The 24,457-nt window shown below is 68.3% G+C and carries 23 protein-coding genes and 1 pseudogene; 15 read left to right on the plus strand and 9 right to left on the minus strand.

Going from position 1 to position 24,457, the window contains the following annotated elements; translation table 11 throughout:
* Positions 1-156: 156 nt before the first annotated feature.
* The 4 genes from ABZV00_RS10020 (at position 157) to ABZV00_RS10035 (ending at position 3,142) form a co-directional block, all read left to right on the plus strand.
* Complete coding sequence (locus tag ABZV00_RS10020; RefSeq protein WP_355603787.1) at positions 157-999, plus strand: enoyl-CoA hydratase/isomerase family protein; 843 nt, start codon at positions 157-159, stop codon at positions 997-999.
* Between the two features lie 256 nt (positions 1,000-1,255).
* Positions 1,256-1,963 (plus strand): alpha/beta hydrolase, encoded by a 708-nt coding sequence (locus ABZV00_RS10025; protein ID WP_355603790.1) that lies wholly within the window; start codon positions 1,256-1,258, stop codon positions 1,961-1,963.
* A gap of 76 nt (positions 1,964-2,039) precedes the next feature.
* Entirely contained in the window at positions 2,040-2,414 is a 375-nt protein-coding gene (locus ABZV00_RS10030) for a metalloregulator ArsR/SmtB family transcription factor (RefSeq protein WP_328418139.1), read from the plus strand.
* Positions 2,411-3,142: a cation transporter gene (locus ABZV00_RS10035; protein ID WP_355603793.1), complete on the plus strand. Its 732-nt coding sequence runs from the start codon at positions 2,411-2,413 to the stop codon at positions 3,140-3,142. Before ABZV00_RS10030 ends, ABZV00_RS10035 begins: the two co-directional genes overlap by 4 nt.
* Positions 3,143-3,230: 88 nt before the next feature.
* On the opposite strand, the gene ABZV00_RS10040 is transcribed toward ABZV00_RS10035, so the two are convergent.
* A complete protein-coding gene (locus tag ABZV00_RS10040) occupies positions 3,231-3,602 on the minus strand; it encodes a helix-turn-helix domain-containing protein (RefSeq protein ID WP_355603796.1) in 372 nt (123 codons plus the stop codon).
* Between the two features lie 60 nt (positions 3,603-3,662).
* On the opposite strand from ABZV00_RS10040, the gene ABZV00_RS10045 reads away from it, so the two are divergent.
* Positions 3,663-4,352, plus strand: coding sequence for an NAD(P)H-binding protein (locus ABZV00_RS10045; RefSeq protein ID WP_355603799.1), 690 nt, complete (start codon positions 3,663-3,665; stop codon positions 4,350-4,352).
* Positions 4,353-4,688: 336 nt separating this feature from the next.
* On the opposite strand, the gene rph is transcribed toward ABZV00_RS10045, so the two are convergent.
* On the minus strand, positions 4,689-7,286 hold the full coding sequence (rph, locus tag ABZV00_RS10050; RefSeq protein WP_355603802.1) for a rifamycin-inactivating phosphotransferase: 2,598 nt from the start codon (positions 7,284-7,286) through the stop codon (positions 4,689-4,691).
* A 336-nt stretch (positions 7,287-7,622) separates the two neighbouring features.
* Between rph and ABZV00_RS10055 the strand changes: the two genes are divergently transcribed.
* Together ABZV00_RS10055 and ABZV00_RS10060 are read left to right on the plus strand one after the other, a co-directional pair.
* Entirely contained in the window at positions 7,623-8,201 is a 579-nt protein-coding gene (locus ABZV00_RS10055) for an alpha/beta fold hydrolase (RefSeq protein WP_355603805.1), read from the plus strand.
* 150 nt (positions 8,202-8,351) lie between these two features.
* The gene (locus ABZV00_RS10060; protein WP_355603808.1) at positions 8,352-9,794 is read left to right on the plus strand and encodes a hypothetical protein; all 1,443 of its coding nucleotides are present in this window, start codon (positions 8,352-8,354) and stop codon (positions 9,792-9,794) included.
* A gap of 651 nt (positions 9,795-10,445) precedes the next feature.
* Here the strand turns inward: ABZV00_RS10060 and ABZV00_RS10065 are convergent.
* A pseudogene (locus tag ABZV00_RS10065) lies at positions 10,446-11,378 on the minus strand (YafY family protein); the annotation flags it as partial.
* 75 nt (positions 11,379-11,453) lie between these two features.
* Here ABZV00_RS10065 and ABZV00_RS10070 point away from each other — a divergent pair.
* Positions 11,454-12,587 (plus strand): epoxide hydrolase family protein, encoded by a 1,134-nt coding sequence (locus ABZV00_RS10070; RefSeq protein WP_355604249.1) that lies wholly within the window; start codon positions 11,454-11,456, stop codon positions 12,585-12,587.
* A 120-nt stretch (positions 12,588-12,707) separates the two neighbouring features.
* Here the strand turns inward: ABZV00_RS10070 and ABZV00_RS10075 are convergent, their stop codons facing one another.
* Both ABZV00_RS10075 and ABZV00_RS10080 read right to left on the minus strand, forming a co-directional pair.
* Entirely contained in the window at positions 12,708-12,872 is a 165-nt protein-coding gene (locus ABZV00_RS10075; protein WP_355603811.1) for a hypothetical protein, read from the minus strand.
* A 116-nt stretch (positions 12,873-12,988) separates the two neighbouring features.
* Positions 12,989-13,888, minus strand: a complete 900-nt coding sequence (locus tag ABZV00_RS10080) for a hypothetical protein (protein WP_355603814.1) — start codon at positions 13,886-13,888, stop codon at positions 12,989-12,991.
* A 59-nt stretch (positions 13,889-13,947) separates the two neighbouring features.
* Between ABZV00_RS10080 and ABZV00_RS10085 the strand changes: the two genes are divergently transcribed.
* The 3 genes from ABZV00_RS10085 to ABZV00_RS10095 all read left to right on the plus strand — a co-directional run bounded on the left by ABZV00_RS10085 (position 13,948) and on the right by ABZV00_RS10095 (position 18,222).
* A complete protein-coding gene (locus tag ABZV00_RS10085; protein WP_355603817.1) occupies positions 13,948-14,181 on the plus strand; it encodes a hypothetical protein in 234 nt (77 codons plus the stop codon).
* Positions 14,145-14,921, plus strand: coding sequence for a winged helix-turn-helix domain-containing protein (locus ABZV00_RS10090; protein WP_355603820.1), 777 nt, complete (start codon positions 14,145-14,147; stop codon positions 14,919-14,921). The genes ABZV00_RS10085 and ABZV00_RS10090 overlap by 37 nt, the downstream gene beginning before the upstream one ends.
* A 145-nt stretch (positions 14,922-15,066) precedes the next feature.
* A complete protein-coding gene (locus ABZV00_RS10095; RefSeq protein ID WP_355603822.1) occupies positions 15,067-18,222 on the plus strand; it encodes a BTAD domain-containing putative transcriptional regulator in 3,156 nt (1,051 codons plus the stop codon).
* 19 nt (positions 18,223-18,241) lie between these two features.
* Here the strand turns inward: ABZV00_RS10095 and ABZV00_RS10100 are convergent, their stop codons facing one another.
* From ABZV00_RS10100 to ABZV00_RS10110, 3 genes are all read right to left on the minus strand, one after another.
* On the minus strand, positions 18,242-19,078 hold the full coding sequence (locus ABZV00_RS10100) for a DUF4097 family beta strand repeat-containing protein (protein WP_355603825.1): 837 nt from the start codon (positions 19,076-19,078) through the stop codon (positions 18,242-18,244).
* Positions 19,079-19,264: 186 nt separating this feature from the next.
* Positions 19,265-20,014 (minus strand): ABC transporter permease, encoded by a 750-nt coding sequence (locus ABZV00_RS10105; protein ID WP_355603828.1) that lies wholly within the window; start codon positions 20,012-20,014, stop codon positions 19,265-19,267.
* Entirely contained in the window at positions 20,011-20,952 is a 942-nt protein-coding gene (locus ABZV00_RS10110; protein WP_328426702.1) for an ATP-binding cassette domain-containing protein, read from the minus strand. The genes ABZV00_RS10105 and ABZV00_RS10110 overlap by 4 nt, the downstream gene beginning before the upstream one ends.
* A gap of 250 nt (positions 20,953-21,202) precedes the next feature.
* On the opposite strand from ABZV00_RS10110, the gene ABZV00_RS10115 reads away from it, so the two are divergent.
* Entirely contained in the window at positions 21,203-21,562 is a 360-nt protein-coding gene (locus ABZV00_RS10115; protein ID WP_355603830.1) for a hypothetical protein, read from the plus strand.
* Positions 21,563-21,660: 98 nt separating this feature from the next.
* Here ABZV00_RS10115 and ABZV00_RS10120 read toward each other — a convergent pair whose 3' ends face one another.
* Positions 21,661-22,149, minus strand: a complete 489-nt coding sequence (locus ABZV00_RS10120) for a nitroreductase/quinone reductase family protein (RefSeq protein WP_355603833.1) — start codon at positions 22,147-22,149, stop codon at positions 21,661-21,663.
* Positions 22,150-22,330: 181 nt separating this feature from the next.
* Here ABZV00_RS10120 and ABZV00_RS10125 point away from each other — a divergent pair, with 181 nt between their 5' ends.
* From ABZV00_RS10125 to ABZV00_RS10135, 3 genes are all read left to right on the plus strand, one after another.
* Positions 22,331-22,828 carry a DinB family protein gene (locus ABZV00_RS10125; RefSeq protein WP_355603835.1) on the plus strand — a complete coding sequence of 166 codons (498 nt, stop codon included), beginning with the start codon at positions 22,331-22,333 and terminating at the stop codon, positions 22,826-22,828.
* 147 nt (positions 22,829-22,975) lie between these two features.
* On the plus strand, positions 22,976-23,590 hold the full coding sequence (locus ABZV00_RS10130) for a dihydrofolate reductase family protein (RefSeq protein ID WP_355603837.1): 615 nt from the start codon (positions 22,976-22,978) through the stop codon (positions 23,588-23,590).
* A 371-nt stretch (positions 23,591-23,961) separates the two neighbouring features.
* Positions 23,962-24,438 (plus strand): hypothetical protein, encoded by a 477-nt coding sequence (locus tag ABZV00_RS10135; RefSeq protein WP_355603839.1) that lies wholly within the window; start codon positions 23,962-23,964, stop codon positions 24,436-24,438.
* Positions 24,439-24,457: the final 19 nt, after the last annotated feature.

The raw sequence follows: 24,457 nt of genomic DNA on the forward strand, positions 1-24,457 counted from the left end.
CGAAGCGCCACGGCCGGGCGGAGCCAGTCCGTACCATCGACAGCGACCATCGGGCGCCGACCCGTCGCGTGACGTGAGGCCCCGGCGCTGGTCGCCCCCGCGGATCTCACGGCCGCTGCCCGCGGCTTCGGTCGCGCGACGGAGAGGAGCAGGCGGATGAACACCTCGTTCGAGACCCTGCGTACCGAGCTGAGCGGCGGCGTCCTGACGGTGACGCTGGACGCGCCGCCGATCAACATGATCGGCCCGGAGTTCGTGCGGGACCTGGTCACTCTGCTTGATCGCCTGACCAGAGCCACAGAGGTACGGGTAGTCGTCTTCGACACCGCCGACCCGGACTTTTTCATTTCTCACGTCGATCTGACCAAGGTCGCCGAGTACACGGCCGAGGCGGCCAAAGCGGGCGGGGGTCCGCAGGACGCCTTTCTCGGGATGGTGCTGCGCAAGCTGAGCGAGGTGCCGGTCGTCACGATCGCGAAGCTGCGCGGACGGGCTCGGGGAGCGGGCAGCGAGTTCGTGCTCGCCTGCGACATGTGCTTCGCGGCACGGGAGAACGCGCTGCTCGGCCAGCCCGAGTGCGGTTTCGGCGTGGCGCCCGGGGCTGGTGGCGTACAACATCTGGCGCGTCGGCTCGGCCGAGGACGGGCCCTCGAGATGATCCTCGGCGCGCAGGACGCGGACGCCGACCTTGCGGAGCGGTATGGGTGGATCAACCGGGCGCTGCCGGACGCCGAGCTCGATGAGTTCGTGGCCACGCTTGCCCGGCGGATCGCGTCCTTTCCCCCGGCGGCGATTCAGGCCACGAAGCGGGCGATCAACGAGCTGACACTGCCACCGGCCGAGGCCGTACGCGCCGACGGCCGCCGGTTCCAGGAGTTGGTCGCCGCCCCGGAGGTGCAGGACCGGTCGAAGGAGTTGTTTGGCCGGGGCTTTCAGACCCGGGGGCCGCTGGAGCTTGATCTCGGCACACGGGTCGCTGATCTGCCGGCCGCCGGGTAAGCGCCGCCGCTGGATGGTGCGCAGCGGTTGGGCGCGACCGTGACGTCATCCAGGCATGGAGGCGGGAAAAGCAGGTAATTACCCGCTGGGCCGAGTTTGGTCGATGCCACAACGGGCGCACGCTTGGCCGGGGTTCGCCGTTTCGCCCCTCGCTGGGCCCGCCCAGATGTCAGTCAAATGACTGAACGGCGGTCATTGGGTCGCCCTACTGTCAACGTCGCGCCGGACGGCGTCGCTCAGCAACAGGAGGAACACAGTGAGTGCAGACTCGACGACAAAGAACGTCGTCCTCGTACACGGCGGCTTCGTGGATGGGTCCGGCTGGCAGGCCGTTTACGACGAGCTCACCAACGACGGCTACAACGTCAGCATCGTGCAGAACTCGACTGCCTCGCTTGCGGGCGACGTGGCCGCCACCAACTGGACCCTCGATGAGCAGGACGGGCCCGTCATCCTCGTCGGCCACTCCTACGGCGGAGTCGTCATCAGCGAGGTGGGAAACCACCCCAAGGTTGCTGCGTTGGTCTACATCGCGGCATTCGCCCCGGACAAGGGGGAATCCGTCAACACTCTGATCGCCAACCCGCCGCCCGGCGCCCCCGTGCCGCCGATCCTGCCTCCCAGGGACGGTCTCCTGATGCTCGACCGGGAGAAATTCGCCGACTCGTTCGCTGGCGACCTCCCCGCGCAGCAGGCCGCCTTCATGGCTGCCTCGAAGGTGCCGTGGGGCGCGGACGCGCTGGCCGGTCAGGTGACCGAACCCGCCTGGCGCGGCAAGCCGAGCTGGTACCTGGTCGCCACCGAGGACAGGATGATCCCGCCACCCGCGCAGCGGGCAATGAGCGAGCGTACCGGCTCCACGGTGGTGGAGGTCGCCGGAAGTCACGCGATCTACGTGTCCCAGCCCGGTGCGGTGGCATCGTTGATCAAGGACGCGGCCAGCGGATTGAACAGCGCTGCATAGTCCGCCACGCGTTTATGGCGGCCCGACCCCGAAGGGTCCGCCACCCGGCATCGCCTGACTGGGCTATTATCGCGCCATGGCGATGATGGATGACGGGTGTGTGACTGCGGCAGTTGCGGGCGGGATGAGCCCTGCGGTAGCGCTGTTCCGGTCCCTGGCCGATGAGACGCGGCTGCGGATCGTGGCGCGGCTGGCCGCCGGGGAGGCCCGGGTCGTGGACCTGACCGGCGAGCTGGGCCTCGCCCAGTCCACTGTGTCCAAGCACCTCGCCTGCCTGCGTGACTGCGGCCTGGTCGACTACCGGGCCGAGGGCCGGCAGTCGTTCTACGCCCTCACGAGGCCCGAGCTGATGGATCTCCTGCAAGCCGCCGAAGGCGTGCTCGCCGCGACCGGCTCCGCCGTCGCGCTCTGCCCCACCTACGGCACCGACACCCCTGCGGTGACGAGGTGAGCGTCCCGCTTCGCACGGCACCAAGCCCACCGCGGCGCGCTCAGCTCAATCGGCGCAGCCTGCACCTGGCCTACGCCACAGCCGGCTACAACCTGCTCGAAGGCGTCTTCGCCGTCGCCGCTGGCGCGGCGGCGTCCTCGACGGCGCTGCTCGGCTTCGGCCTCGACTCCTTCGTCGAGGTCTCCAGCGCCTTGGTCGTCATTTGGCAGTTCCGCTCCCGCGTCCCTGAAAACCGCGAGCGCCTGGCGTTGCGACTCATCGCCGTGTCGTTCTTCGCTCTGGCCGCCTGGGTCACCGTCGACGCCGCCCGCAGCCTGCTCGGCAGCGAGCGGGCCGAGACGTCGCCGATCGGGATCGGCATCGCCGCCGTCTCCGTCGTCGTCATGCCGCTGCTGGTCTGGGCCAAGCGGCGCACCGGGCGCGAGCTCGGCTCGGCCACCGTCGTCGCCGACTCCATGCAGACCATGCTCTGCACGTACCTGTCCGCGATCGTGCTCGTTGGGCTGCTGGCCAACGCCGCCATCGGCTGGTGGTGGGCCGATCCCATCGCGGCGCTGGTCATCGCCGCCGTCGCCGTCCGCGAAGGCGTCGAGGCGTGGCGCGGCGAGCAGTGCGACGACTGCGCCCTGCCCGCTGTTGGCGGCGAGACCGACGGCGCGGCGAGCTGCGGCTGCGGCCCCGGCTGCACTGATGCCTGCTGCGCCAACCAAGACCGCAGCCTCCGGTAGCCGCGGCGGCTCCGGACCGGCGAACTACAGTTCTCGACTCACGGGAGTTTTGCTCTCAGGGCGCTTTAGCGCCCTCGCCTCTGACGAATCACGGCAAGCGCGAGTCATACGACTTGCGGGCGGCCACCAGCTCGGACTTGTTTTCTCTGGTCCAGGACCGCGCAGCTTCGATAAGAGTCAGCAGGCTCCGACCAAGTGGCGTCAGTGCGTATTCAACGCGCGGCGGGTTTTCGTCGTAAGACGTACGGGTGACGGTGCCGTTCCGTTCCATGGCGCGCAGTGTCTCGGTCAGAACCTTCGGCGTGACCGTCCGCAACGGCACCCGGAGTTCACTGAACCGACGCGGCCCATGCTCAAGGCACAGCACCACCATCGCAGTCCATTTGTCACCGATCTGGAACGGCAGCACACTCGACGGGCACGCTGGATCGAACATGTCCGCGTCAAGCTTCAACGTCACCGCTCGAACCTACCCCAGTACCGTTGCAGTAACTGGCCCCCAGCCGACTAGCGTCGCGCCATGACCAGCATCGCGATCTTCGGAGCCGGCGGCCGGGCGGGTCGCGCCGTAGCCGCCGAGGCGCACCGCCGTGGACATCACGTTACCTCGATAGTCCGGAACCCCAACAAATACCCCGACATCACCTCCGCGGTACGCGGTGACGTCACCAACCCGCAATCAGTCTCCGCGATCGTGCACGGCCACGACGCCGTGGTCCACGCGGTCAGCCCTGCATCCGGACCAGAGGCGCTCGCCACCCTCGACCTCGATCCGGGCTTCTTCGTCAAGGCCGCTGACGCTCTCCTCTACGGACTGTCCCAAGCCGGCGTACCCCGACTGATCGTGATCGGCCTGTTCGCCAACCTCAAGGATGCGGAAGGTCGGCTCCTGCTCGACGATCCCGCCGTACTCCCCGGCGAGTTCCGACCCTTCGCCCTTGCCCACACGGCCGGTCTGGACAGACTCCAGGCAGCAGACACGATGGTCGACTGGCTCATGCTCACCCCACCCGCCGCATTGCACATGGACGCCCCACGCACCGGCCGCTACCAGGTCGGCGGGGAGCACGTCCCGGACCGGGAGGTCGCACATCTCTCGTACGCCGACTTGGCCGTAGCGACAATCGACGAGATCGAGGCGCCCCGCCACCATCGCACTCGCGTGTCCATTTTCAGTGACATCCGGCAGTCAGCCCACCGCGACGAATGACCGTCTTACTCACACCTCGAAATCTCTGGAGAAACGGTGTATTGACTCACCAGGCCATGGTCACAGGCCGAACAGGTGCCGTGGCGCCTGATCGCGACTTGCCCACTGAGGTGCCGGTAACGCCGCCGCTGCCACATCTGGTGAACGAACGACATCGAACGTGACGCCGCCCGCCGCCAGGCTGTTCGCCGGCGCCGCCAGGGACTGCGGCGCCTGCTGAGCCTGCCCGACCACCCGGCGGCGGGCGCGCCTACTGGACGGCGCTGTAGTTCGGTGGACCCTGCTTAGCGTTGCTTCGGGCCGGACGCTATGAACCGCCTGCTCGGTCGGTGGCCGTCAAGGCAGGATCTCGATGTACCCGTCGGTTCCGTGCACGCGAATCCGCTGCCCATCCCGGAGCAGCTTGGTCGCATGCTCCACACCGACGACGGCGGGCAAGCCGTACTCCCGGGCGACGACCGCGCCGTGGGTCATGAGGCCGCCCACCTCCGTCACCAACCCCTCAATCCCGACGAACAGGGGTGACCAGCTCGGGTCGGTGTGGGCGGTGACCAGGATGTCGCCTGGTTCGAGATCGGCCTCGGCCATGTCCAGGATGACGCGGGCTCGGCCCTCGGCGATCCCGCCGGAAACCGGGAGGCCGACCAGCGCGCCGGTCGGCACGTCGTCGCGTCGGTACGCCCCGGTGATGCCCTCACCTTCCGACGTGAGCACCCGGGGCGGTGTGAGCGCTTGATACGACCTGAACGCGTCCCTCCGGCGGTGGATGAGCTGATCATCGGCCTGGTTCGTGCGCACGACGTCGTGAAGCTCCTGGAACGTGAGGTAGAAGATGTCTTCCTTCTCGCGAAGCACGTTGGCCTGTACGAGGCGCTCGGCCTCTTCCAACAGGGACTGCTTGTAGACGTAGTAGCGGCTGACAATGGCGTACTTCGGGTACTCCCGGTAGCCGATGAAGGTCCGGACTCGGTCGATCATCCGCTTGGTCTCTTCGGCTTTCCGCTCCCCGTCCGGCAGGGCCCGCAAGTGCTCCAGGACGTCCTGTTCCTTCTTCTGCGCCTCCTGTCGCCCTTGCTCGAAGCGTCGCTTGCGAGCGCCCGGCTCGAAGTGCCTGATGTTGTCGAGGATGACGGGCACGAGCGTGGTGGGGCGTTCGCTCCAGCGTGGCCTCGTGATGTCGATCTCGCCGGCGCAGCGCATGCCGTACCGGTCGAGGTAGGCCTCGATGGCGTCGCGCGCTTCCTGGCCGCCAGGGAGCTTGGCCAGCTCGTCCAGGAAGCCCTCGTCCTCGACCTCCTGCAGGAAGGCCACCACCTCCGGGTACGGGCGGATGACGTCAGCGACGTCCAGGAGCTCCAGTCCCATCTCCGACGTGACGTTGCCGGGGGCGGACAGCGTGAGGGTGTCGGCCGCGTTCTTCTCGCCCAGCCACTCCTGCAGCTGGTCGTTGAGCCACCAGGTGGACTCCATCCCCGCCATGATCGCCTGCATGCTCAATGGATCACCGAGGACTCGCTTGTGCTCCTGAAAGGCCTCCAGCAGGAAGTCGAACAGTGCCGGTCCGGTCTTCGTCCGGATGTCGCGCCGCAGCGCGGCGATGGATGCCTGGCTGCGCTCGATCAGCTCGGTGACGATGGCCGGATCGGTCTCGATGGGGGCGGGCGAGCCGCCAGCGGGCGGCCCTGCTGGACCCTGATCGGGGAGCGTCGGGACGAAGTCGCCGCGGTCGAGGACTGTTTCCAGCGCGTCCCTGATCAGCGGATCGCCCCTCCCCACCGCCTCCAGCAGGCCGGCGCGGCTCGCGGGCGAGGCCAGGGCCCGGGTGGCGTCGACGAACAGCCTCCCGCCGGCGCCGTGCATCGGCGCCATGGCCGTCAGCTGCCACATGGAGAGCCCCAGGGGCTTCATGGGGTCGGTCATCATCTGCTGATGACCGACGGAGACGTAGACGTGGTTCTCACCGTCGCCGGTCTCGGGAACGGGGAACAGCGTGGTGATTGGCCGGCTCTGGACGAGCTGGAAGTCATCGTCGACCAGGCACCATTCGATGTCCTGCGGGTGGTCGAAGTGTGCTTCGATCCGCCGCCCGAGCTGCACGAGCCGTACGACCTGTGCATCCGTCAGCGCCGGCTGCTCCTGCTGCTCCGAGCTGATCGCCTGTTCCTGCGTCCCGCCGGTCGGCAGGGCGTGGATGGCAAGCCGCTTGGTGGCGATCGCCTTGTCGATGATCTCACCGTCGCGGACCTTGTAGGCGTCCGCGTTCACCAGCCCGGAGACCAGGGCCTCGCCGAGGCCGAAGCTGGCCTCCGCGGTGGCGACCTTCCGGTTGCCCGTGACGGGGTCGGCCGTGAAGAGGACGCCGGCAACCTGCGGGAAGACCATCTGCTGCACGACAACGGCCATGTGGACCGAGCGGGGGTCGATGCCGTTCCGCTGACGGTAGGTCACCGCCCGCTCGGTGAAGAGCGAGGCCCAGCACCGGCTGACGTGCTGGAGGATCGCCGCCGACCCCATGACATTCAGGTACGTGTCCTGCTGGCCGGCGAAGGAGGCCGTCGGCAAGTCCTCTGCCGTCGCGCTGGATCGGACGGCGTAGGCAGTTCGCTCACCGAGCTGGGTGAGGGCCCGGGTGATTGCCGCCGCCACATCGTCGGGGAGGACGATCCCTTCGATGGTCCGACGGATCTCCGCGCTGAGAGTGCGGATCGCCTCCCGGTCGCCCGGGTTCAGGCGCGACAGTTGGTCGAGCCGATCGTCGATCGACGGCCGTTCGGCCATGATCCGCCGGAAGGCGTCCGTCGTCACGCAAAAGCCGGCCGGCACGCGGATGCCCTCGATCCGCGACAACGCCCCCAGGTGCGCGCCCTTGCCGCCAACGATCGCGACCTGCGACTCGTCGACCTCTTGGAGACCTAACACGTACTGCTCGATCATCGCGATACCTCCGAGGTAGCCGTCGTCCGCTGCACTCGACTGACCCCCAATGCCACCAGTGGCTCGACGTCACCGCGCCCCCCATAGGTCGACAACAACACACGCACGTCGTGCCCCATTTCTTCGTCCGTTCCTGGCTCCGGCCGACGATTCTGCGGCAAGACCCGGGTCTTGCGGCAAGCCCCCCGGTGCGATATACGTTAAAGTGGGATCGCTTCCCTTTGTTGTTGTCCGCTGCAGACGGAAACCGTTCTCGCGAAGCGTTGGCGTGGCGAGCTGGCCAACTCCGCGAGGCCGTCGCTGCTCTTCCCGCAGGCGGTGCCCAGGAGGATCGTCATGGCGGTGACCCCGCAGATCTTGTTCATCCAGGGTGGCGGCGCCGACGTGCACGACGAATGGGACAACGAGCTGTTCGACAGCTTGAGGCGGGAGCTCGGGGACGGGTACGAGGTTCGCTACCCGCGCATGCCCGACGAGGGCGACCCGAGCTTCGCCAAGTGGAGCGTGGCCATCCGGCGGGAGATCGCGGCCCTGGACGACGGGGCGGTCGTCGCCGGCCATTCAGTGGGCGGGACGATTCTCATCAACGCGCTCGCCGAGCGGCCACCGGAGCGGAAGCTCAAGGCGATCGTGCTGATCGCCGCTCCGTTCGTCGGTGCGGGTGGCTGGCCCGGCGGCGAGTTCGAGCCGCCGCACAACCTCGGCGCGAGGCTGCCGCAAGGCGTGCCGGTGCATGTGTTCCATGGACTCCAGGACGAAACTGCTCCACCGTCGCATGCCGACCTCTACATCCGCGTCATCCCGCAGGCACAGCTGCACCTGCTGCCCGGGCGCGATCACCAGCTGGGCAGTGACCTGAGCGAGGTGGCGAGGGTGATCAAGCTTGACGACCTCCGACCCGTCGCCCCGCAATAGCGGAGAGTCCAGAGGCCGATAAGCGGGCTTCGGTGCGACCTGCCTGGGCGTAAGGTGCGGCCGGTGATCGGGGATGCCTGGTTGGATCGGTGTTCGTCGCCTTCGCCGTTGCTGCGTGGTCTGGCGAGGAACCCAGCAGCACCGAGTAGCGTGCTGCTCCGACTGGTGGAGACATGGCCGGAGCAGGTGTGCGAGGGGCTACGCCGTCGCCGCGAGCTGCCACCGCCGGTGCGGGATGCGATGCTGCGCCATCCCTCGCCCAGGATCCGCGGAGCGCTGGCCGCCCACCCGGGAGTCGACCCTCTGGTGCGTGCCAAGCTGCTGGCTGATCCGGCGTGGCGGGTGAGAATACGCGCGTTTGGCCGACCCGGACAGGAGCCGCTACCCGACGACGTGCTGGTCAGGTTGTTGGCCGAGCTCGACGGCCGACCCTCCGACATGCCGTTCACGCGGGAGGAGTTGATCGGCGAGTTGCTCGACGCAATGGGGTATGACCGGCGTCTGTTCCGGCTGGCCGCCGCGCACCCCCGGCCGGGTGTGCGCCGGTTCGCGGCCGGTTCCCTGTACTGGCTGGACGAGCGGTCGCGCCAGGCGTTGCTGGACGATGAGGCGCCCGAGGTGCGGGCGGCGGCCGTGGCATCCGTCGCGCACCGGCAGCAGGTGATGGAGCCTGCGGATCTGCCGGATCAGCACTGTCACACGTTCTGGTACGTGCTGCAGCGTCCCCTCTCCCGGGCGCTGGTCGATCACGTGCTCGCCAGCGGCGACACGGCTGCGCTGCGAGTGATGGGTGAGAACCCGACGGTCCCGCCGGACGTGGTCGAGACGCTGCTACGCCACCCTGACCCGTCGGTGCGGCAGGGAGTCACCGGTCGCGTCGACCTGACCGGCGACCAACTCGTCAGGCTCGCCAATGATCCGGTGGTCGAGGTCCGCACTGCGGTCTCCACCCATCCTGGCCTCACCGAGCTACAGCGGGCCGACATCGACATCGACGTGACCACTGTGCGGGACGACGGACACTTCGGCTCCGCGGACGTCCGCTGCCGTTCGATCCCGTATCCCGACGATGCCTCGCCGCAGCTCACTGAGGCGCTGTGCTGGGCCCGTTCGGTTAATCCGCTGCTGCGCCGCCGAGCGGCCCGCAACGCCGAGTTGCCGGTGGAAACGGTCACCATCCTCGCCGACGACTCTGACCTGGGCGTACGGGTCCTGCTCGCCCAGCACCACCCGGCCGCGCCGCCAGCGCTGCTGCTGCGCTGCTTCCTGGAGTACCACTGCTGCGGCCGCGACCGCCTCAGCGAGCTACCGCAGTTTCCCACCGAAGGACTGGCCCGCTTCGCCGACGACCCCGACCCGGCAGTACGGCGGCTCGTTGCCCTCGACCCGCACGCCAATCCCGAACTCGTCGACCGGCTCAGCACCGACCCGGACGCCACCGTGCGGCAGGCGATGGCAACCAGCCCTGGCCTCTCGGCACCGCGGATCGCCGCACTCCTCAATGATCCTGAACTGGCCGAGGCCGCCGCGGCCAACCCGGCCCTGACAGTCGAACAAATGCTGCACATCCTGGACGGGACCACCGCGAGCTAACACCAGACGACCGAGATGTCGGCTAGCCCAGCGTCGAACACACGCGCGGTGTCTTCAGTCGCCGGAGAACCTAGCGAAGTGGATTTGCTCGGGACGTCCGTCGACGTAACTGACGATGTAGATGCCGTGCCATCGTTCGCGTACCGAGTATGGGGCGTCGCTCTTCATCCACTCCATGACCTGGTCCGGCGCGGGCGTCAGGGTCCCGAAGAACCCCTGCATCTGCTCGTCGGTCAACGGAGAGACGGTGAACAGCGCCGGCTCGGCCGACACGCCGTTGGCCATATCGATGATGGAGTGCGTCCCGGAGTCAGGCTGCGCTGCGAACAACGTGTCCGGGTCAATCGGCTTGGGTCGCTGCTGGGCGGCGCGCCACTCGTCGAGGAGAAACTCGTTGATCCCGCTCTCGTTGCCCGCGGGATTGAGCGTGGCACGAAACTCGTCCGCGGTCAGGGCAAGGAGTGGGTTCGGCTCCTCGCTGTAGTAGGCACCTCGGGCGTACACGTCCTGACGCAACTGTTCAAGCGCGGCGGCGACGTCCGGCTGGTAGGTGACGCTGTACGACCATCCTGATGCGCCCACGTTCTCCCCAGTTGACCTTGCCGCACGATTGGCCTGCACATCGTGTCCTACAGGGATGGTGGCGTCGATGAGTCGGGTGGCGAGGTGTCGGATGTGTGCGATCAGTTCGGGTGGTTCGTGGATCTGGAAGGGAAAGCCGGACAGCGCGACGTAGATGGCGATTTCGTCGAGGGAGTTGGATCCGGTGTGCAGTTGGCAGGTGTGCGGGTCGATGGCTTCGATGACGCCGACAGTGGGTGGGAACCGTTCGGCGGCGGTCTCGGCTGGCGCATACAGGGTGATCAGGGCCTGGTAACGGTATGGGGCGGTGGATACGCCGCGGGTGAGGTAGCCGGCGAGGTCGACGTCGGGCGCTTGTCGTGGGGTGAATCGTGGGCCTGTCGGGATGCGGGGACGGATCCGGTCGACGCGGTACGTGCGCCAGTCGCGCCGGTCGGTGTCCCAGCCGATCAGGTACCAGCGTCGGCCGGTGTGGACCAGTCGGTGCGGTTCGATGTCGCGTACCGAGCTCGTGCCGTCGTGGCGTTGGTAGTCGAAGCGGAGCCGGTGGTGCTCGCGGCAGGCGGCGGCGACGGCGGTGAGTACGGCTGGGTCCACGGTCGGTCCGCTGGCCGGGACCGTGACGGTGACCGAGTGCAGCAGGTTGACGCGGTGTCGTACGCGCGAGGGCAGGACCTGTTCGAGTTTGGCGAGTGCGCGCAGTGAGCTGTCCTCGATACCGGTCACCGTGCCGCTTGCGGCGGTGCGCAGCCCGATGGCGACGGCGACGGCCTCGTCGTCGTCGAGCAGCAGCGGCGGAAGCTTCGTCCCGGCGCCGAGCCGGTAGCCGGCCGCGCCAGCGATGGCGTGCACTGGATAGCCCAGATCACGCAGTTTCTGGATGTCACGCCGCACGGTCCGTATGTCGACCTCCAGGCGCTGCGCAAGGTCTGCGCCGGTCCAGTCGCGCGGGGTTTGCAGCAGTCCGAGAAGCCGCAGCAGTCGCGCGGAGGTTTCCAACATGCTCAGAAGTTTGTCATGCGCCTAGGGCGGAACCTGTCCTAGCTGGTCCGTAGCGTGGCAGTCATGAGCGAAGAGATCACCCCATTCAAGATCGAGATTTCTCAGGACCGCCTCGACGACCTGCGCCGGCGGCTCGCCGACGCCCGCTGGCCGAGCCAGCTGCCGGGCACGAGCTGGGAGGCCGGGGTGCCGCTGGGCTACCTGAAGGATCTGGCCGACTACTGGGGCACCTCTTATGACTGGCGTGCCCATGAGGCGCAGCTGAACGAGTTTCCCCAGTTCACCACTGCCATCGACGGCCAGACCGTGCACTTCCTGCACGTCCGTTCGCCCGAGCCGGGGGCGCTGCCGCTCATCATCACCCATGGTTGGCCCGGCTCGATCGTGGAGTTCATGAAGATCATCGGCCCGCTGACCGATCCCGCCCGGTACGGCGGCGACCCTGCCGACGCTTTCCACGTGGTAGCCCCGTCGCTGCCCGGCTTCGGCTTTTCCAGCCCGCTGTCCGCCCCGGGCTGGGACACCAGCCGGGTAGCCCGGGCCTGGGCCACCCTGATGGAACGCCTCGGCTACCACCGCTACGGCGCCCAGGGCGGGGACACCGGAGCGATTGTGTCCCCCGAGCTCGGCCGTATCGACCCCGACCGGGTGATCGGCGTGCACGTCAACAACTTGGGGACCTTCCCCTCCGGCGATCCGGCTGAGCTGGCCGACCTCACCGAGGCCGATCAGGCCCGACTCGCGCTCATGTCGACGTGGGGCCAGGACATGAGCGGATACGCGATCGTCCAGTCAACCCGTCCGCAGACCATCTCCTACGCCCTCACCGACTCACCGGTCGGCCAGCTCGCCTGGATCGTCGAGAAGTTCAAGGAATGGACCGACCCGAGCGCGAACCTGCCCGAGGACGCCATTGACCGCGACCTGATCCTCACCGATGTCTCGGTGTACTGGCTGACCGGCACCGCCGGATCGGCGGCCCACATCTACTACGAAGGGGCCCGCAGTTGGGGCCAGGCCCAGACCCGGTCGCCAGTGCCGACCGGGGTGGCGGTGTTCCCCAACGACATCACCATCCGACCCCTCGCCGAACGTGACCACAACGTGGTGCACTGGGCCGAGTACAGCCGCGGCGGTCACTTCGCCGCCCTGGAAGCACCCGATCTCCTGGTCGACGACATGCGCGAATTCTTCCGCCCGCTCCGCTGACCGCAAGCGCGTCAGGGTAGAGGTCTTGCTGGCCCGGACCGCCCCGGTCCGGGCCAGCAGGAGTACGCCCGATCATGCTGATGAGGAGAGTGTGTCCCGTAGCGAAGAGACTGTGCGGGCTCAGCCGACGTGGACCGGGACCGTGATCGGGCGGCGTATCGCTGCGGCGAGGGTGGCGCTGATGCACAGCGATGCCAGCGCCATGACAGCCATCGCGGTGCCGACCGGCAGGATCTGCGCTGCGGCCCCGGCCATGGTGGCGCCGACCGCCTGCATCGTGAGCATGCCCGCCGAGTGCAGGCCGAGCGCCTGGCCGCGGATGTCGTCGCCGGTCTGAGCGAGCAGGCGTTCCTGCAGCAGCAGACCGGCGCTGTAGCCAGTCGCTCCGAGCGCCGCGGCGGTCAGGGCGACGCCATACGGTAGAGGCAGTGCGAACAGCAGGAACGGGGCACCAGCAGAATCTGTAGCGGCGTGATCAGCCGCCGGCGGTGCCGTTGCGGCAGGAATCGGCCGACGAGAACGTCACCGGTCAACATCCCGAACGCGGTTACGACGAACAGTGCACTGGCCGAAGCGGGCGCGTACGGGACGAACAGCGCCTCGCAACCCACGATGAAGCCGTTGGGCAACCACATCGCGAGGTACGTGGCGCGGCGTGCTGGCAACGCCCACAGTTGGCCGTTGACCTGCCAGGTCCTGCGGATCGACGGGCGGCCTGCGGCGCGCGGCGGGTGGGCGGTGAGCCCGAGCCGGGCCACCGCTGCGGCGAGGAGATTGAGTCCGGCGGCGGCCAGCAGCGCCTGGCGGGGCGACAGCACCACCAGTAGCAGCCCACCCGCGGCGAAGCCGGCGATCTGCATCACCCCGACCGCCATGTTGAACACCGACCGCCCCAGCAGGTAACGCTCGGCCGGCAGGATCTCATGGAGCAAACCCCAGCGCACGCCGCCGGCGACCGAGTTGACCAGCCCGATGCCGAGGACGACCAGCACCATGCCCCACGCCGGGAGGCCAGGCACCGCCAGGACCGCCGTGCCGGCGGCGAAGAGAGCCGCGATGCCGGCCGTCGCGGCCCGCGGCGGCAGTCGGTCGGCGGCCGACAGCACGGTGAAAATGCCGATCATCTGGGCGAACGATGAGCCGAACATGCTCAGCGCGGACAGCAGCGGCGAGCCGGTCGCCCCGTACACCAGGGTGCCGAGGGCCAGGCCACTAACCGTGCGGGCGGCGATGGTGGCTGAGGCGCTGGCGAACATCGGCGTGAATTCCGGTGTACGGAACAATTCGCGGTACGTACTCATGGCCGGCAGTCTCAGCGGGTGGCTAGGTGAGGTCCTAGAGTTTCCTGTGGAGGCGAAACGTGGGGGTGTGGCTGATCGGCTCCGACACGCTCGCGCGGAGCCGGTTCACCCTGTCGCCGCTGGCCGAGACGGTCGGGCGCCTGGTGGTGCTCATCGGACGGCCGGCGCCGGCCGGCGAAGGCAGCCAACTGGACGTGGACCGTCTCGCCTACCGCGAGCGCATCGCGGCGGACCCGTTCGCGGCGACGTTCGTAAGGTGGCGTTCCGGCGGGCATGGCTTCCCGATTTCCTGACCGTGCCGCCGCGGCCCGGCGATCGCTCCATCGATGACGAGCTGGGCAGGCTCGCCGCGACCCCGTCCGGCACCTACCTCGACGACCTCGCCGTCGCCCTGCAGGGTCCGGTGCCCGACGCGCTGCGGGTGCCGGACGGCGCGGCCCGAGTGGCCGACCTGCTGTCGTGGATCTGGACCCGCAGTGTCGAACCGGACTGGCCGTGGCGGGCCCGGGCGTTCGAGGCCGACGTCGTGGCCCGAACGCACCAGCTCAACTCCGGTGGCTGGGCGACCGCGCTGGACGGCATGCGACCGGGAATGCGATGGCTGGGCGACGGGCGGCTGCAGATCAACACGTACGACTACCCGCCGCGCGACATCTCCGGGGCCGAGCTGGTCTTCATTCCCGCCACGACCCGCCGCGGCTGGGTGGCGTCCGACCCGCGGCAACGCCGTTATGCCGTCATCTACCCGTGCTCAGGGCTCCTCGCCCGGCCGCGGACCGGCGCGACGCCCGAGGCGCTGGCAAGGCTGCTGGGACCGGTACGTGCCCGCATCCTCACCGCACTGGACACGCCGAAGAGCACCACCCAACTGGTGGCGCTGACCGGGTACGGACTCGGCTCGGTCGGCGGCCACCTGCGGGTGCTGCTGGACGCGAGACTGGTCAGCCGGCGACGATCAGGCCGTTCAGTGCTGTACTACCGCACCGGCACCGGCGACGATCTCGTCCGCGCGCAGTCCCATCCCGACACCTAGCGGTCAACGCCGCCACCAGCAGCACCGGCTCCGCCGCGCTGGGTCAGGTCGGCAAATGCGGCAGTACCCCCAATGGCGCCGGATTCGACCTCCGCCCAGCTCACCGTCGGCGAGGCTGCCAATCGCCCGTGGCAAGATCTGCCAGGTGCAGATCGGGATGCTTGGACCATTCGAGGTTCGTGCGGACGACGGCGTCTTGGCCGACGTGCCGGGTGCCCGGTTGCGCGGTCTGTTGATCGCCCTCGCGCTCGAACCACGGCACGTGGTCCCGAAGTCGACTCTCATCGACTGGATCTGGGGTGAGCGGCCGCCCTCCGACGCGACGAATGCCCTGCAACGCTTGGTCTCCCGGCTGCGCAAGGCGCTGCCGGAAGGCTGGATCGAGGGGCAGCCGGACGGCTACCGGTTGACGGTGGAACCCGACGCTGTCGACGCCGTGAAGTTCGAACGCCTCATCACAGCGGGCCAGGTCCAGAATGACGATGATTCGCGGCGGGTACGGCTGCTGCGCGAGGCCCTCGCACTGTGGCGCGGTGCGGCCATGCAGGGCGTCGATTTGCCGGATAGTGCCGCGTTGGACGCGGCGGTCACCCGGCTCGAAGGGCTACGCCTGACAGCCATGGAGGATCGGTTCGATGCCGAGATCCGCCTCGGCCACGGTGTGGAGCTGGTCACGGAGCTGACCGACCTGGTGGCCGCGCATCCGGTGCGAGAACGGCTTGTCGCCGCGCTGATGCGTGCCCTCGTCACGGCCGGCCGCGACACCGACGCGCTGCTCGTGTACCAGCGCGCGAGAGAGGCCCTGGCCGACGCGCTGGGCGTCGGCCCCTCTCCGGAGCTGTCCGCATTGCACGTCGCGCTGCTGCGGGGCGGGTTGGGACGACGGCGGGAGGAGAACCGGAAGACCAACTTGCGTGCCGAGCTGACCAGCTTCATCGGCAAAGACGCCGATATCGCCGCGGTCCGCGAACTCCTCGCCGAGCATCGGCTCACCACTCTGATCGGGCCGGGCGGCTCGGGGAAGACCAGGCTGGCCACGGAAACCGCGCGCACGCTGCTCGGCGACCTGCCGGACGGGGTCTGGCTGGTGGAGCTCGCAGCCATCGGCGCGGACGCTGACCTGGCACAGGCGGCGCTCGCCGGGCTCGGCCTCCGGGATGCTCTGCTCGGCGGGGCACCGAACGTGGAGCCGACGGACCGGCTCATCGCCGCGATCCGCGATCGGGAGGCGCTGCTGATTCTGGACAACTGTGAGCATGTGATCGAGTCGGCGGCGGCGTTCGCCCATCGAGTGCTCGGGGAGTGCCAGCGACTGCGGATCCTGGCGACGAGCAGGGAACCGCTCGGCATCACCGGGGAGGCGCTGTGGCTGGTCGAGCCACTGACCTTGCCGGAGGGGGACGCCAGCCCCGGCGAGATCGAGTCCTCTCCCGCCGTCCAGATGCTGCGGGACCGGGCGGGCGCGGTGCGCACGGATCTCGCGCTCGACGCCCACACGTTGTCGACGATGGTGCGCGTCTGCCGGGCGCTGGACGGGATGCCGCTGGCGATCGAACTGGCCGCGGCCAGGCTGCGCACCATGTCCATCGATCAGCTCGCCCACCGGCTCGACGACCGGTTCCGCCTGCTGACCAGCGGTAGCCGTACCGCGTTGCCGCACCACAGGACGCTGCGCGCGGTGGTCGACTGGAGCTGGGAGTTGCTCACCGACGCCGAACGGATGGTCCTGCGCAGGCTCTCGGTGTTCTCCGGCGGGGCGAGCCTGGAAGCGGCCGAGCGGGTCTGCGCCGGCGATACGGTCGAGCGGGAGCAGGTGCTCGATCTGCTCACCGCGCTGGCCGAGAAATCGCTCCTGGTCGCCGATCGCGACAGCGCACCGCGCTACCGGATGATCGAGACGATCAAGGAGTACGCCGGGCACCGCCTCGCGGAGGCGGGGGAGTCGGACCTGGCGCGCACTGCGCATCTCGCCTACTTCACGGAACTCACCGAGACCGCGGAGCCGCATCTTCGCCGCGCCGAGCAGGTGCGATGGCTCGCCACGCTCGAGGTCGAGCACGACAACATCGGTTCTGCGATGCGTGGTGCAATCACGGCCGGCGAGGCGCACGCGACGATGCGGCTCGCGGCGAACGCCGGCTGGTACTGGTGGCTCGGCGGGCACCGAGCCGAAGGCATCGAGCTGCTCACCGCCGCGACCGAGACGCCCGGCGAGGTGACCGACGAGATCCGGGCGACGGTGTACGCCCTTGTCGGGCATTTCCTGAGCTCCGGGCGGGGCGACGAACATCAGACGGAGGAGTGGATCCACAAGGCGTACCGGTTCGGCCAGGGCAGTCAGCGCGGCCAGGGCCGCCACCCGGCGCTGGCGTTCGTCGCCGCCATGGAACGCATGTTGCAGGCGCCGGACGAGATCTTGCCCGCGTTCGAAGCACTGTTGGACGACGAAGACCCCTGGGTCCGCGCGATGGCCCGGCTCCACCTCGGCAAGATGCGGATCATCCTCGGCCAGGACGGGCGGGATGCGGACGCGCATCTCGAGATGGCGCTCGCCGAGTTCCGGGCAATCGGCGAACGGTTCGGGATTTCCTTCGCCCAGACCGAGCTGGCGGACCGCATCGCCGCGCGCGGCGAGTTCGCCGCTGCCTGCGAGCACTTCGAACAGGCGATCGCGGTCGTCACCGAAGTCGGTGCCATCGAGGATGTCATCCGCATGCGGTCGCGACAGGCTCAGCTGTACTGGCTGCTGGGCGACAAGGAGTCCAGCGCGGCTGCGATAGCCGAGGCGCAACGGTACGCGGCACGGGTCACCTGGCCGGACGCGCTGGCCGAGCTGGCCCTGGCGAAGGCGGAACTCGCCCGTTGGGGCGGCGACGCGGAGGAGGCACACCAGCAACTCGGCGTCGCGACAACCATGCTGGGCGACACCGCGGAGCGTGCGCACATCCGCGCGGTGACACACGATCTGCTCGGCTACCTCGCCGACGACCTCGGCGAGGCCCGCGCATACCGCGCAGCGGCCTGCCGGGCCGCGGCCGAGGCGGGGCACGCACCCGTGATCGCGCAGGTCCTCGTCGGGATCGCGGACCTGGCACTGCGCCGTGAACAACACGAGCAGGCCGCGCGGTTGCTCGCGGCGAGCGCCTGCGTGCGCGGGCTGCCGGATCGTTCCCAGCCGGATGTGGCCCGGATCGAGCAGGCCGCGCGGCGCCGCCTCGGCGACACACGGTTCGCTGAGGCGGCTCGGGAGGGTACGCAGACGAGTTGGCATCAACTGGTCACGGTCACACTCGACTCCTGAACGGGGCAGGTGCCCACGGTCAGTTTGCTACGCGTTGAATGCTGATGTCGCCGTGCCGCGTGCGGGCGTGAACCGTGACCTTGTTGTCCGACGTGTCAGGGTTTTCCGGGGACGGAACGGAGTTGCGCACCGACCCTCGCTCGCTGTTGGCGTCCACCCAGGCGGCGGTGCCCTCGCTGATGCCGACCTCGATGTTTCCCGAGCCGTTCATCAGCTCCGCCTGACCGCGCGTCAACCGGCCGATCCGAATGGTGCCGTCGCCTGTCTTGGCGGTGACGCTGCCGTCGGCGCGGTCGATGTCGAAACCGCCGCTGCCACTGCTGAGATCAAGGTCGGACGATGCGTGGCCGATCCAGATCTGTCCGCCCGAGCTCGTGAGCTTGACGGTGTCCTTGACCTCGGTGATCCGCATTGCGAACGACGCACCGTCGATGGTGGCGCACTCGGCGATGTGGCCGATCGTGACCTCACCGGCCGTGATGTTCGCCTGCAGCGCGTTGACGCGATCGAGGTGGACCCGACCCGATGCCATGTGCAGCTCGCACTCTCCGAACGAGCCGTCGGCGTGCACATCCGAGTACGTCAGGTACGAAACCAGGCTGGAGCCGGCGGGCAGGTCGATCGTGATGGCGACCGAACCGTTCTTGTCTCCGGACGCGGTCGTCTTGACCGATAGCTGACCGCCGGCGAAGTCGACCTTGGTTTTGTTGGCAACCTTGACATCCGACTGGCTCGCCTTGTTGATGGGTTCGACCAGCACTGAGGTGTCGGTCCGCTCGCTCGCGGTGACCCGCACCTGAGCACCGGCGACAACAACGGTGGCGACGATGGGTCCTGGCGTGGCGAAGGTAGGCATGACAACTCTCCTCTTGTCTCATCCTTGGTCCGTGTGGTGGGGGCTGAGCTGCCCCAGCCGGTGAAGCATCGATCCGCACGGCCACGGCGCGCGCTCGTCGCTGGCGAGCGCGCGCCGTATCAGCTGTCGATCACGGCCTTGGAGGTCGGCCCGATCACGGTCCTCGGAAGGTCATCGCCCGGAAGGTCACGCGCGCTTCTTGAACGTGGAGCCTGCCCAGAGGTACCCGACCAGTGCGATGCCGACGCACCAGGCGATGGCGGTGATCGTGGTGCTGGTGGTTGGTGTGCCGTTGAGCAACCCGCGGAGGGTTTCGATGATCGACGTGAAGGGCTGGTACTCGGCGAACTGCCGGAGGCCCGGCCCCATCTTTTCCGCCGGGACGATCGCGCTGCTGAAGAACGGCAGCATGACCAGTGGCACGGCGGCCAGGCCAGCGGTTTCTGGGGACTTGGCGAACAGTCCGAGGGCGACGGTGAGCCAGCCGGCCGCGAACCCGAGCAGCACGATGATGCCCAGCACGGCGAGCCAGTCGAGGGAACTCGCCGACGGGTTGAATCCCAGCAGGAAAGCCACCCCGAGGAGGGATCCGATGGCGATCAGGTTGGTCAGCAGGCTGGCGATGACGTGACCGGTCAACACCGCACCACGGGAGACGTCCATGACCTTGAACCGGTTGATGATGCCCTTGGTCATGTCAGAGTTCACCGCCGTGGCGGTGGCCCCCAGCCCGTAACACACGGCCAGCAGCATCAGCCCGGGCGTGGCGTAGTCGATGTAGTCGACACCGACGTTGAAAGCGTCTCCGAACATGTACACGAACATCAACATGAGCACGATCGGCATCAGGACCGCGTTGAACACCGACGTCGGGTTCCGGGCGATGTGCTTGAAGTTGCGACGCAACATGACCATCGAGTGGGATGGGGTGCTCATTTCGCTGCTACCTCCGTGGTGCGGCCGGTCAGGGCGAGGAAAACGTCATCGAGGTCTGGGGTGTGCACGGAGAACGCTTCGGCGTTGATCGTGTTTTCGTCGAGCCTGTCGAGCAGGGCCCGCAGTGACTTCGTCCCGCCGTCGCTGGGCACTCGCAGGGTCAGTGCTTCGTTGTCGCGGGTGGAGTCGGTGAGGACCCGCGCGGCCGCGTCGAGTTCGCCGGCGGTGGTGAAGCGGAGTCGGACGTGGCTGCCGGGGACCTGGGCTTTGAGGTCGTCGGGGGTGCCCTGGGCGACCAGGCGGCCCTGGTCGAGGACCGCGATCCGGTCGGCGAGCTGGTCGGCTTCCTCGAGGTACTGGGTGGTGAGGAAAATGGTCACGCCGTCGGTGACCAGTTCGCGGACGATGTCCCACATCGTTCGGCGGCTGCGCGGGTCCAGTCCCGTCGTCGGCTCGTCCAGGAAGATGATGCGGGGCTTGCCGACCAGGGTCATCGCCAGGTCCAGCTTGCGGCGCATACCCCCGGAATAGGTGGACACCGGCTTCAGCGCCGACTCGGCCAGGTCGAAGCGTTCCAGCAGGTCGGTGACGACCCGCCGGCCGGCGGTAGAGCCCAGACGCTTCAGGTCCGCCATCAGCTGCAGGTTTTCCTGCCCCGTCAGCAGCTCGTCCACCGCCGCGAACTGACCGGTGACCCCGATCGCCGCCCGCACCGCCTTGGTCTCGGTCGCGACATCATGCCCGGCAACCCGAACCGTCCCGGCGTCGGCCTTCATCAACGTGGTCAACACGTTCACCGTCGTGGTCTTACCCGCCCCATTCGGACCGAGCAGGGAAAACACCGTGCCCGCACGCACATCCAGATCGATGCCATCGAGCACCACCTTGTCCCCGAAGGCTTTCCGTAGCCCTGAAACTGCAATCGCAGAACTTGTCATGTGCCCACTGTCGGCAGCCGGCCTGTCACGGCCCTGACACGCCACTGACACGGCCACTGACACGGCCTGGTCCGAGGGAACGGTTGGTGTCCGCTGCGGCGGTCGGGAGTCCAGCACCTCTGGTGCCGCCTGTGGCAGCATCGGGATCGTGTGACATGGCCGTCCGACGAAGTGTCGGTGTTCCGCGCGCTCGGTGCCTGTGGGCACCGAGCGCCAGGGCCAGACCCTTCGATGGCAAGAAGGAGGACGCATGGCACGGGGGCCAGTGTTGGTGATCGGTCTCGATCCCGTCAGGATCCCGGGCTGGGACCCTGAGCCGGTCGTAGCGGCGATCGCACGCGGTCAGGCCCGTTTCGTTGATCTCGATATCGAGGCCGACCTGTGCTTGGTGGTGCCCGACGAGACCGCCGAGGGAGCGATCGTCGAGGCGCTGACCCGGAAGGACTACGCCTGCGTGGTGGTTGGGGGCGGCATCCGCAAGCATGAGCCGTTGCTCGAGTTCTTCGAGACGGTGGTCAACCTCGTTCGGCAGCATGCTCCCGGGGCGGCAATCGCCTTCAACAGCAGCCCCGAGGACACTGCCGACGCCGCACTGCGGTGGCTGCGGTAGGCCAGCAGGGCACAGCGTCCGGCCCGCCATCAAGGCCAGTTGCCACCGGGCGCCCGGGGGAGACCCCGTCGGATCCGCGTCGTGAACCCGGGCCGCAGCTACCCGGTGACGTGCTCGACGGCAGGCCGGGGCTCCAGGACCACCACAGCGGTCTCGGACGACCGCAGCGCCGCGAAAGCGTCGAGTTTCTTGTCGATTTCGCGCCACCGGGCCCACAGTCGCACCCGCTCCTCGCCTGTCGCGGCGCGCCCACGTACCAGCCGCTGCCCGTCAACCAGGTCGACGGTCGCATCCGGATGCGACTGCAGGTTGAGCCACCAGGCGGGCTCAGCCTCACCCCATCCATTCATCGCCAGCGTGAACAGATTCTGCCCATCCTCCAGGTACGCGACGATGACGCTGCGCTGCTGGCCGGTGCGGCGCCCGGTGGTGGTCAGCCGCACGGTGCCCCAGCGGTTGGCGCGGGGCCGCCAGAGTCCGACCCGGCCGCGAAAGACCCGATACAGGCCCCGGTGAACGTGCCAGGCCAGCCGGATGAACCAGCGTGGCGGAAGCTTCGGTTTTTCCGCTCGATTCTCGACCGACATCACGACCTCCTATGGCGGGCCAGGCTGGTCTGCCTGGCCCGGCGGGTTTGACCACCGCGCCGACGACTATCGGCCATGAACGTGCTTTCCCTCGCCAGGTGCCTAGCGTGGCACCCGCCAGCTTGAATCACCAGAGCCGATCTGGTTGCTCTTGGTTGACGGGTCTTGAGATGCTGCGCAGATGTCTTCCTTCCCGCCGACATTCGCCGAAGACGTGATCAATCAGCCGGCGAAGGCCCAGTTCGAGGCGTTTCTCGATGAGCACCGCCGCGTGCTCAATGACTGCTTGGACGGGCTGACCGAGGAGCAGGCGCGCCGGTCGTTGGTGCCGTCTCGGACCACGCTGCTGGGCTTGGTAAAGCATGCGACTTTCGTCGAGAAGGTCTGGTTCGACGAAGCCGTCACGTGCCGATCGCGCGCCGAGATCGGCATCCCCGCGACGCCAGACGAGTCGTTCATCCTCGACGACGACGACACCATCGCTACCCTTCGGCGAGCACATGCCGAGGCATGCGAAGCGTCACGCCGCGCGACGTCACCCCTCGGGCTGGACGACACGGTGCACGGCAACCGGCGCGGCCCACTCCCGCTGCGCTGGGTGTACCTCCACGTGCTGCGCGAGCTCGCTCAGCACGGCGGGCACGCAGACATCCTGCGCGAGCAACTCCTCAGCGAGTAGCGCACGGGCGTCCGCACATGCCGCCGACAGGCGTTCACGAGCTCGACACGCGAACTCTTCGTAGCGGCGGACCGTGGCTGGCCGATGAGTTTGGGATGATGCGCCGGTGTACCCGCCGACACCACCTGACTCGAAGGGATCACCGCGATGGCAAAGGTCATCTCCACGCTGTTCATCTCGGCCGACGGTGTGGCCGAGATCGACCCCGATTGGCACTTTCCCTACTTCGACGAGAACATGGGTCGCGCCGTCGGCGAGGACTATGACACCTCTGACGTGCTGCTCATCGGCCGCGAAACGTACGACAGCTTCGCCGGAGCCTGGCCCGACCGTGAGGCCGCCGGTGGGGAGGATGCACAGTTCGCCAAGCAACTCGGGGACGTACGCAAGGTGGTCGTCTCGCGTCAGCCGCTGGAGTTCTCCTGGCGCAACTCCGAGCCGATCAAGGGCGAACTCCTCGATGCGGTCGCCTCACTCAAGGCTGATGCCGGCATCAAGGGCATCCTCATCCCCGGGTCGATCTCCGTGGTGCAGCAACTGCTCGCCGCAGGGCTGGTCGACGAGCTGCGCCTGCTGGTGCATCCGGTAGCGGCGCGTAAGGGCCGCAAGCTGTTCGACGAGGGCGATACGGCGTACCACCTGAAGTTGACGGCGACGGAGGCGTTTCCGACGGGCGTGATCCGGGTGATCTACTCGCCGACCGCGGCACCGACCAAGGCCGGCTACGACGAGGTCAAGGACCAGGTACCCGGAGGGAACTAGTCGCCTCCACGAGGAGGATCGCCGCGTCGGCAAGGAAGCCAGCACCGAGGAACTTTCGGATGCTCACGGTCGCTCTGTTGTTCAACAGGGCCGTCCGGCGAACCGCCGGTCCTGCAGGTGCCGTGCGCCTAGGGTAAGACCCGGGCGACCACCGTGGCTGATAGCTGTGCGAAGACATGCGCTACGGACGGCGCCGTACATGACTCTTCCTGTGCTAGCCGGAAGGCGTGCGATGTCCGGGATCAATTCGCGTTGCCGCGTACGGATGGGCGGGGCGGCGCTTGTTCGACCGGTACCGACACGGTCACCTTCACGCGCGGCCGCGCATGTCTGCCAGGCCGGGCCAGCGTTGGCCGCCTGCTCTCGCTGAGATGGACTGGGCTGGATGGGCACTGTTCGGGTTGGTCGCCACCGTGGCGCTCACCGCGACGTCGATCACTGCTCAGATGGCCGGGCTCACCCGTCTCGACCTTCCTCTGGTGCTCGGGACCATCGTCACCGAGGATCCCGACCGGGCCCGGGTCATCGGGTTCTTCATCCACCTCGCTGCCGGTCAGGGCTTCGCGCTCGGGTACGCGGCCGTGTTCGCCATGCTGCATCGCGCCACCTGGTGGATCGGGGCGCTGCTCGGTGCACTCCACGTCGCGATTGCGCTGACTGTGCTCCTGCCCCTGCTGCCTGGTGTCCATCCGCGCATGGCGTCACATCGGGCCGGCCCGGCCAGCACCGCCGTGCTGGAGCCGCCCGGCCTGTTCGCCCTCAACTATGGCGTTCAGACTCCGACGGTCACGGCACTCGTCCATGTCGTCTACGGGGTGGTCCTCGGGCTACTCCTTCAGGCTCGTTGACCTCCACCGGCCGCGATGA

Source organism: Micromonospora sp. NPDC005173 (assembly GCF_040608515.1).
Taxonomy (GTDB): Bacteria; Actinomycetota; Actinomycetes; order Mycobacteriales; family Micromonosporaceae; genus Micromonospora.

Bases quoted from the DNA above. Each gene is read 5' to 3' on its own strand.
- ABZV00_RS10075 (WP_355603811.1), bottom strand. From the start codon at position 12,872: ATGCTCACGATGCAGGCGGTCGGCGCCACCATGGCCGGGGCCGCAGCG.
- ABZV00_RS10045 (WP_355603799.1), top strand. From the start codon at position 3,663: ATGACCAGCATCGCGATCTTCGGAGCCGGCGGCCGGGCGGGTCGCGCC.
- ABZV00_RS10115 (WP_355603830.1), top strand. From the start codon at position 21,203: ATGGCACGGGGGCCAGTGTTGGTGATCGGTCTCGATCCCGTCAGGATC.
- ABZV00_RS10030 (WP_328418139.1), top strand. From the start codon at position 2,040: ATGGCGATGATGGATGACGGGTGTGTGACTGCGGCAGTTGCGGGCGGG.
- ABZV00_RS10100 (WP_355603825.1), bottom strand. From the start codon at position 19,078: ATGCCTACCTTCGCCACGCCAGGACCCATCGTCGCCACCGTTGTTGTC.
- ABZV00_RS10125 (WP_355603835.1), top strand. From the start codon at position 22,331: ATGTCTTCCTTCCCGCCGACATTCGCCGAAGACGTGATCAATCAGCCG.
- ABZV00_RS10020 (WP_355603787.1), top strand. From the start codon at position 157: ATGAACACCTCGTTCGAGACCCTGCGTACCGAGCTGAGCGGCGGCGTC.
- ABZV00_RS10080 (WP_355603814.1), bottom strand. From the start codon at position 13,888: ATGAGTACGTACCGCGAATTGTTCCGTACACCGGAATTCACGCCGATG.
- ABZV00_RS10105 (WP_355603828.1), bottom strand. From the start codon at position 20,014: ATGAGCACCCCATCCCACTCGATGGTCATGTTGCGTCGCAACTTCAAG.
- ABZV00_RS10110 (WP_328426702.1), bottom strand. From the start codon at position 20,952: ATGACAAGTTCTGCGATTGCAGTTTCAGGGCTACGGAAAGCCTTCGGG.
- ABZV00_RS10055 (WP_355603805.1), top strand. From the start codon at position 7,623: ATGGCGGTGACCCCGCAGATCTTGTTCATCCAGGGTGGCGGCGCCGAC.
- ABZV00_RS10130 (WP_355603837.1), top strand. From the start codon at position 22,976: ATGGCAAAGGTCATCTCCACGCTGTTCATCTCGGCCGACGGTGTGGCC.
- rph (WP_355603802.1), bottom strand. From the start codon at position 7,286: ATGATCGAGCAGTACGTGTTAGGTCTCCAAGAGGTCGACGAGTCGCAG.
- ABZV00_RS10120 (WP_355603833.1), bottom strand. From the start codon at position 22,149: ATGTCGGTCGAGAATCGAGCGGAAAAACCGAAGCTTCCGCCACGCTGG.
- ABZV00_RS10135 (WP_355603839.1), top strand. From the start codon at position 23,962: ATGGACTGGGCTGGATGGGCACTGTTCGGGTTGGTCGCCACCGTGGCG.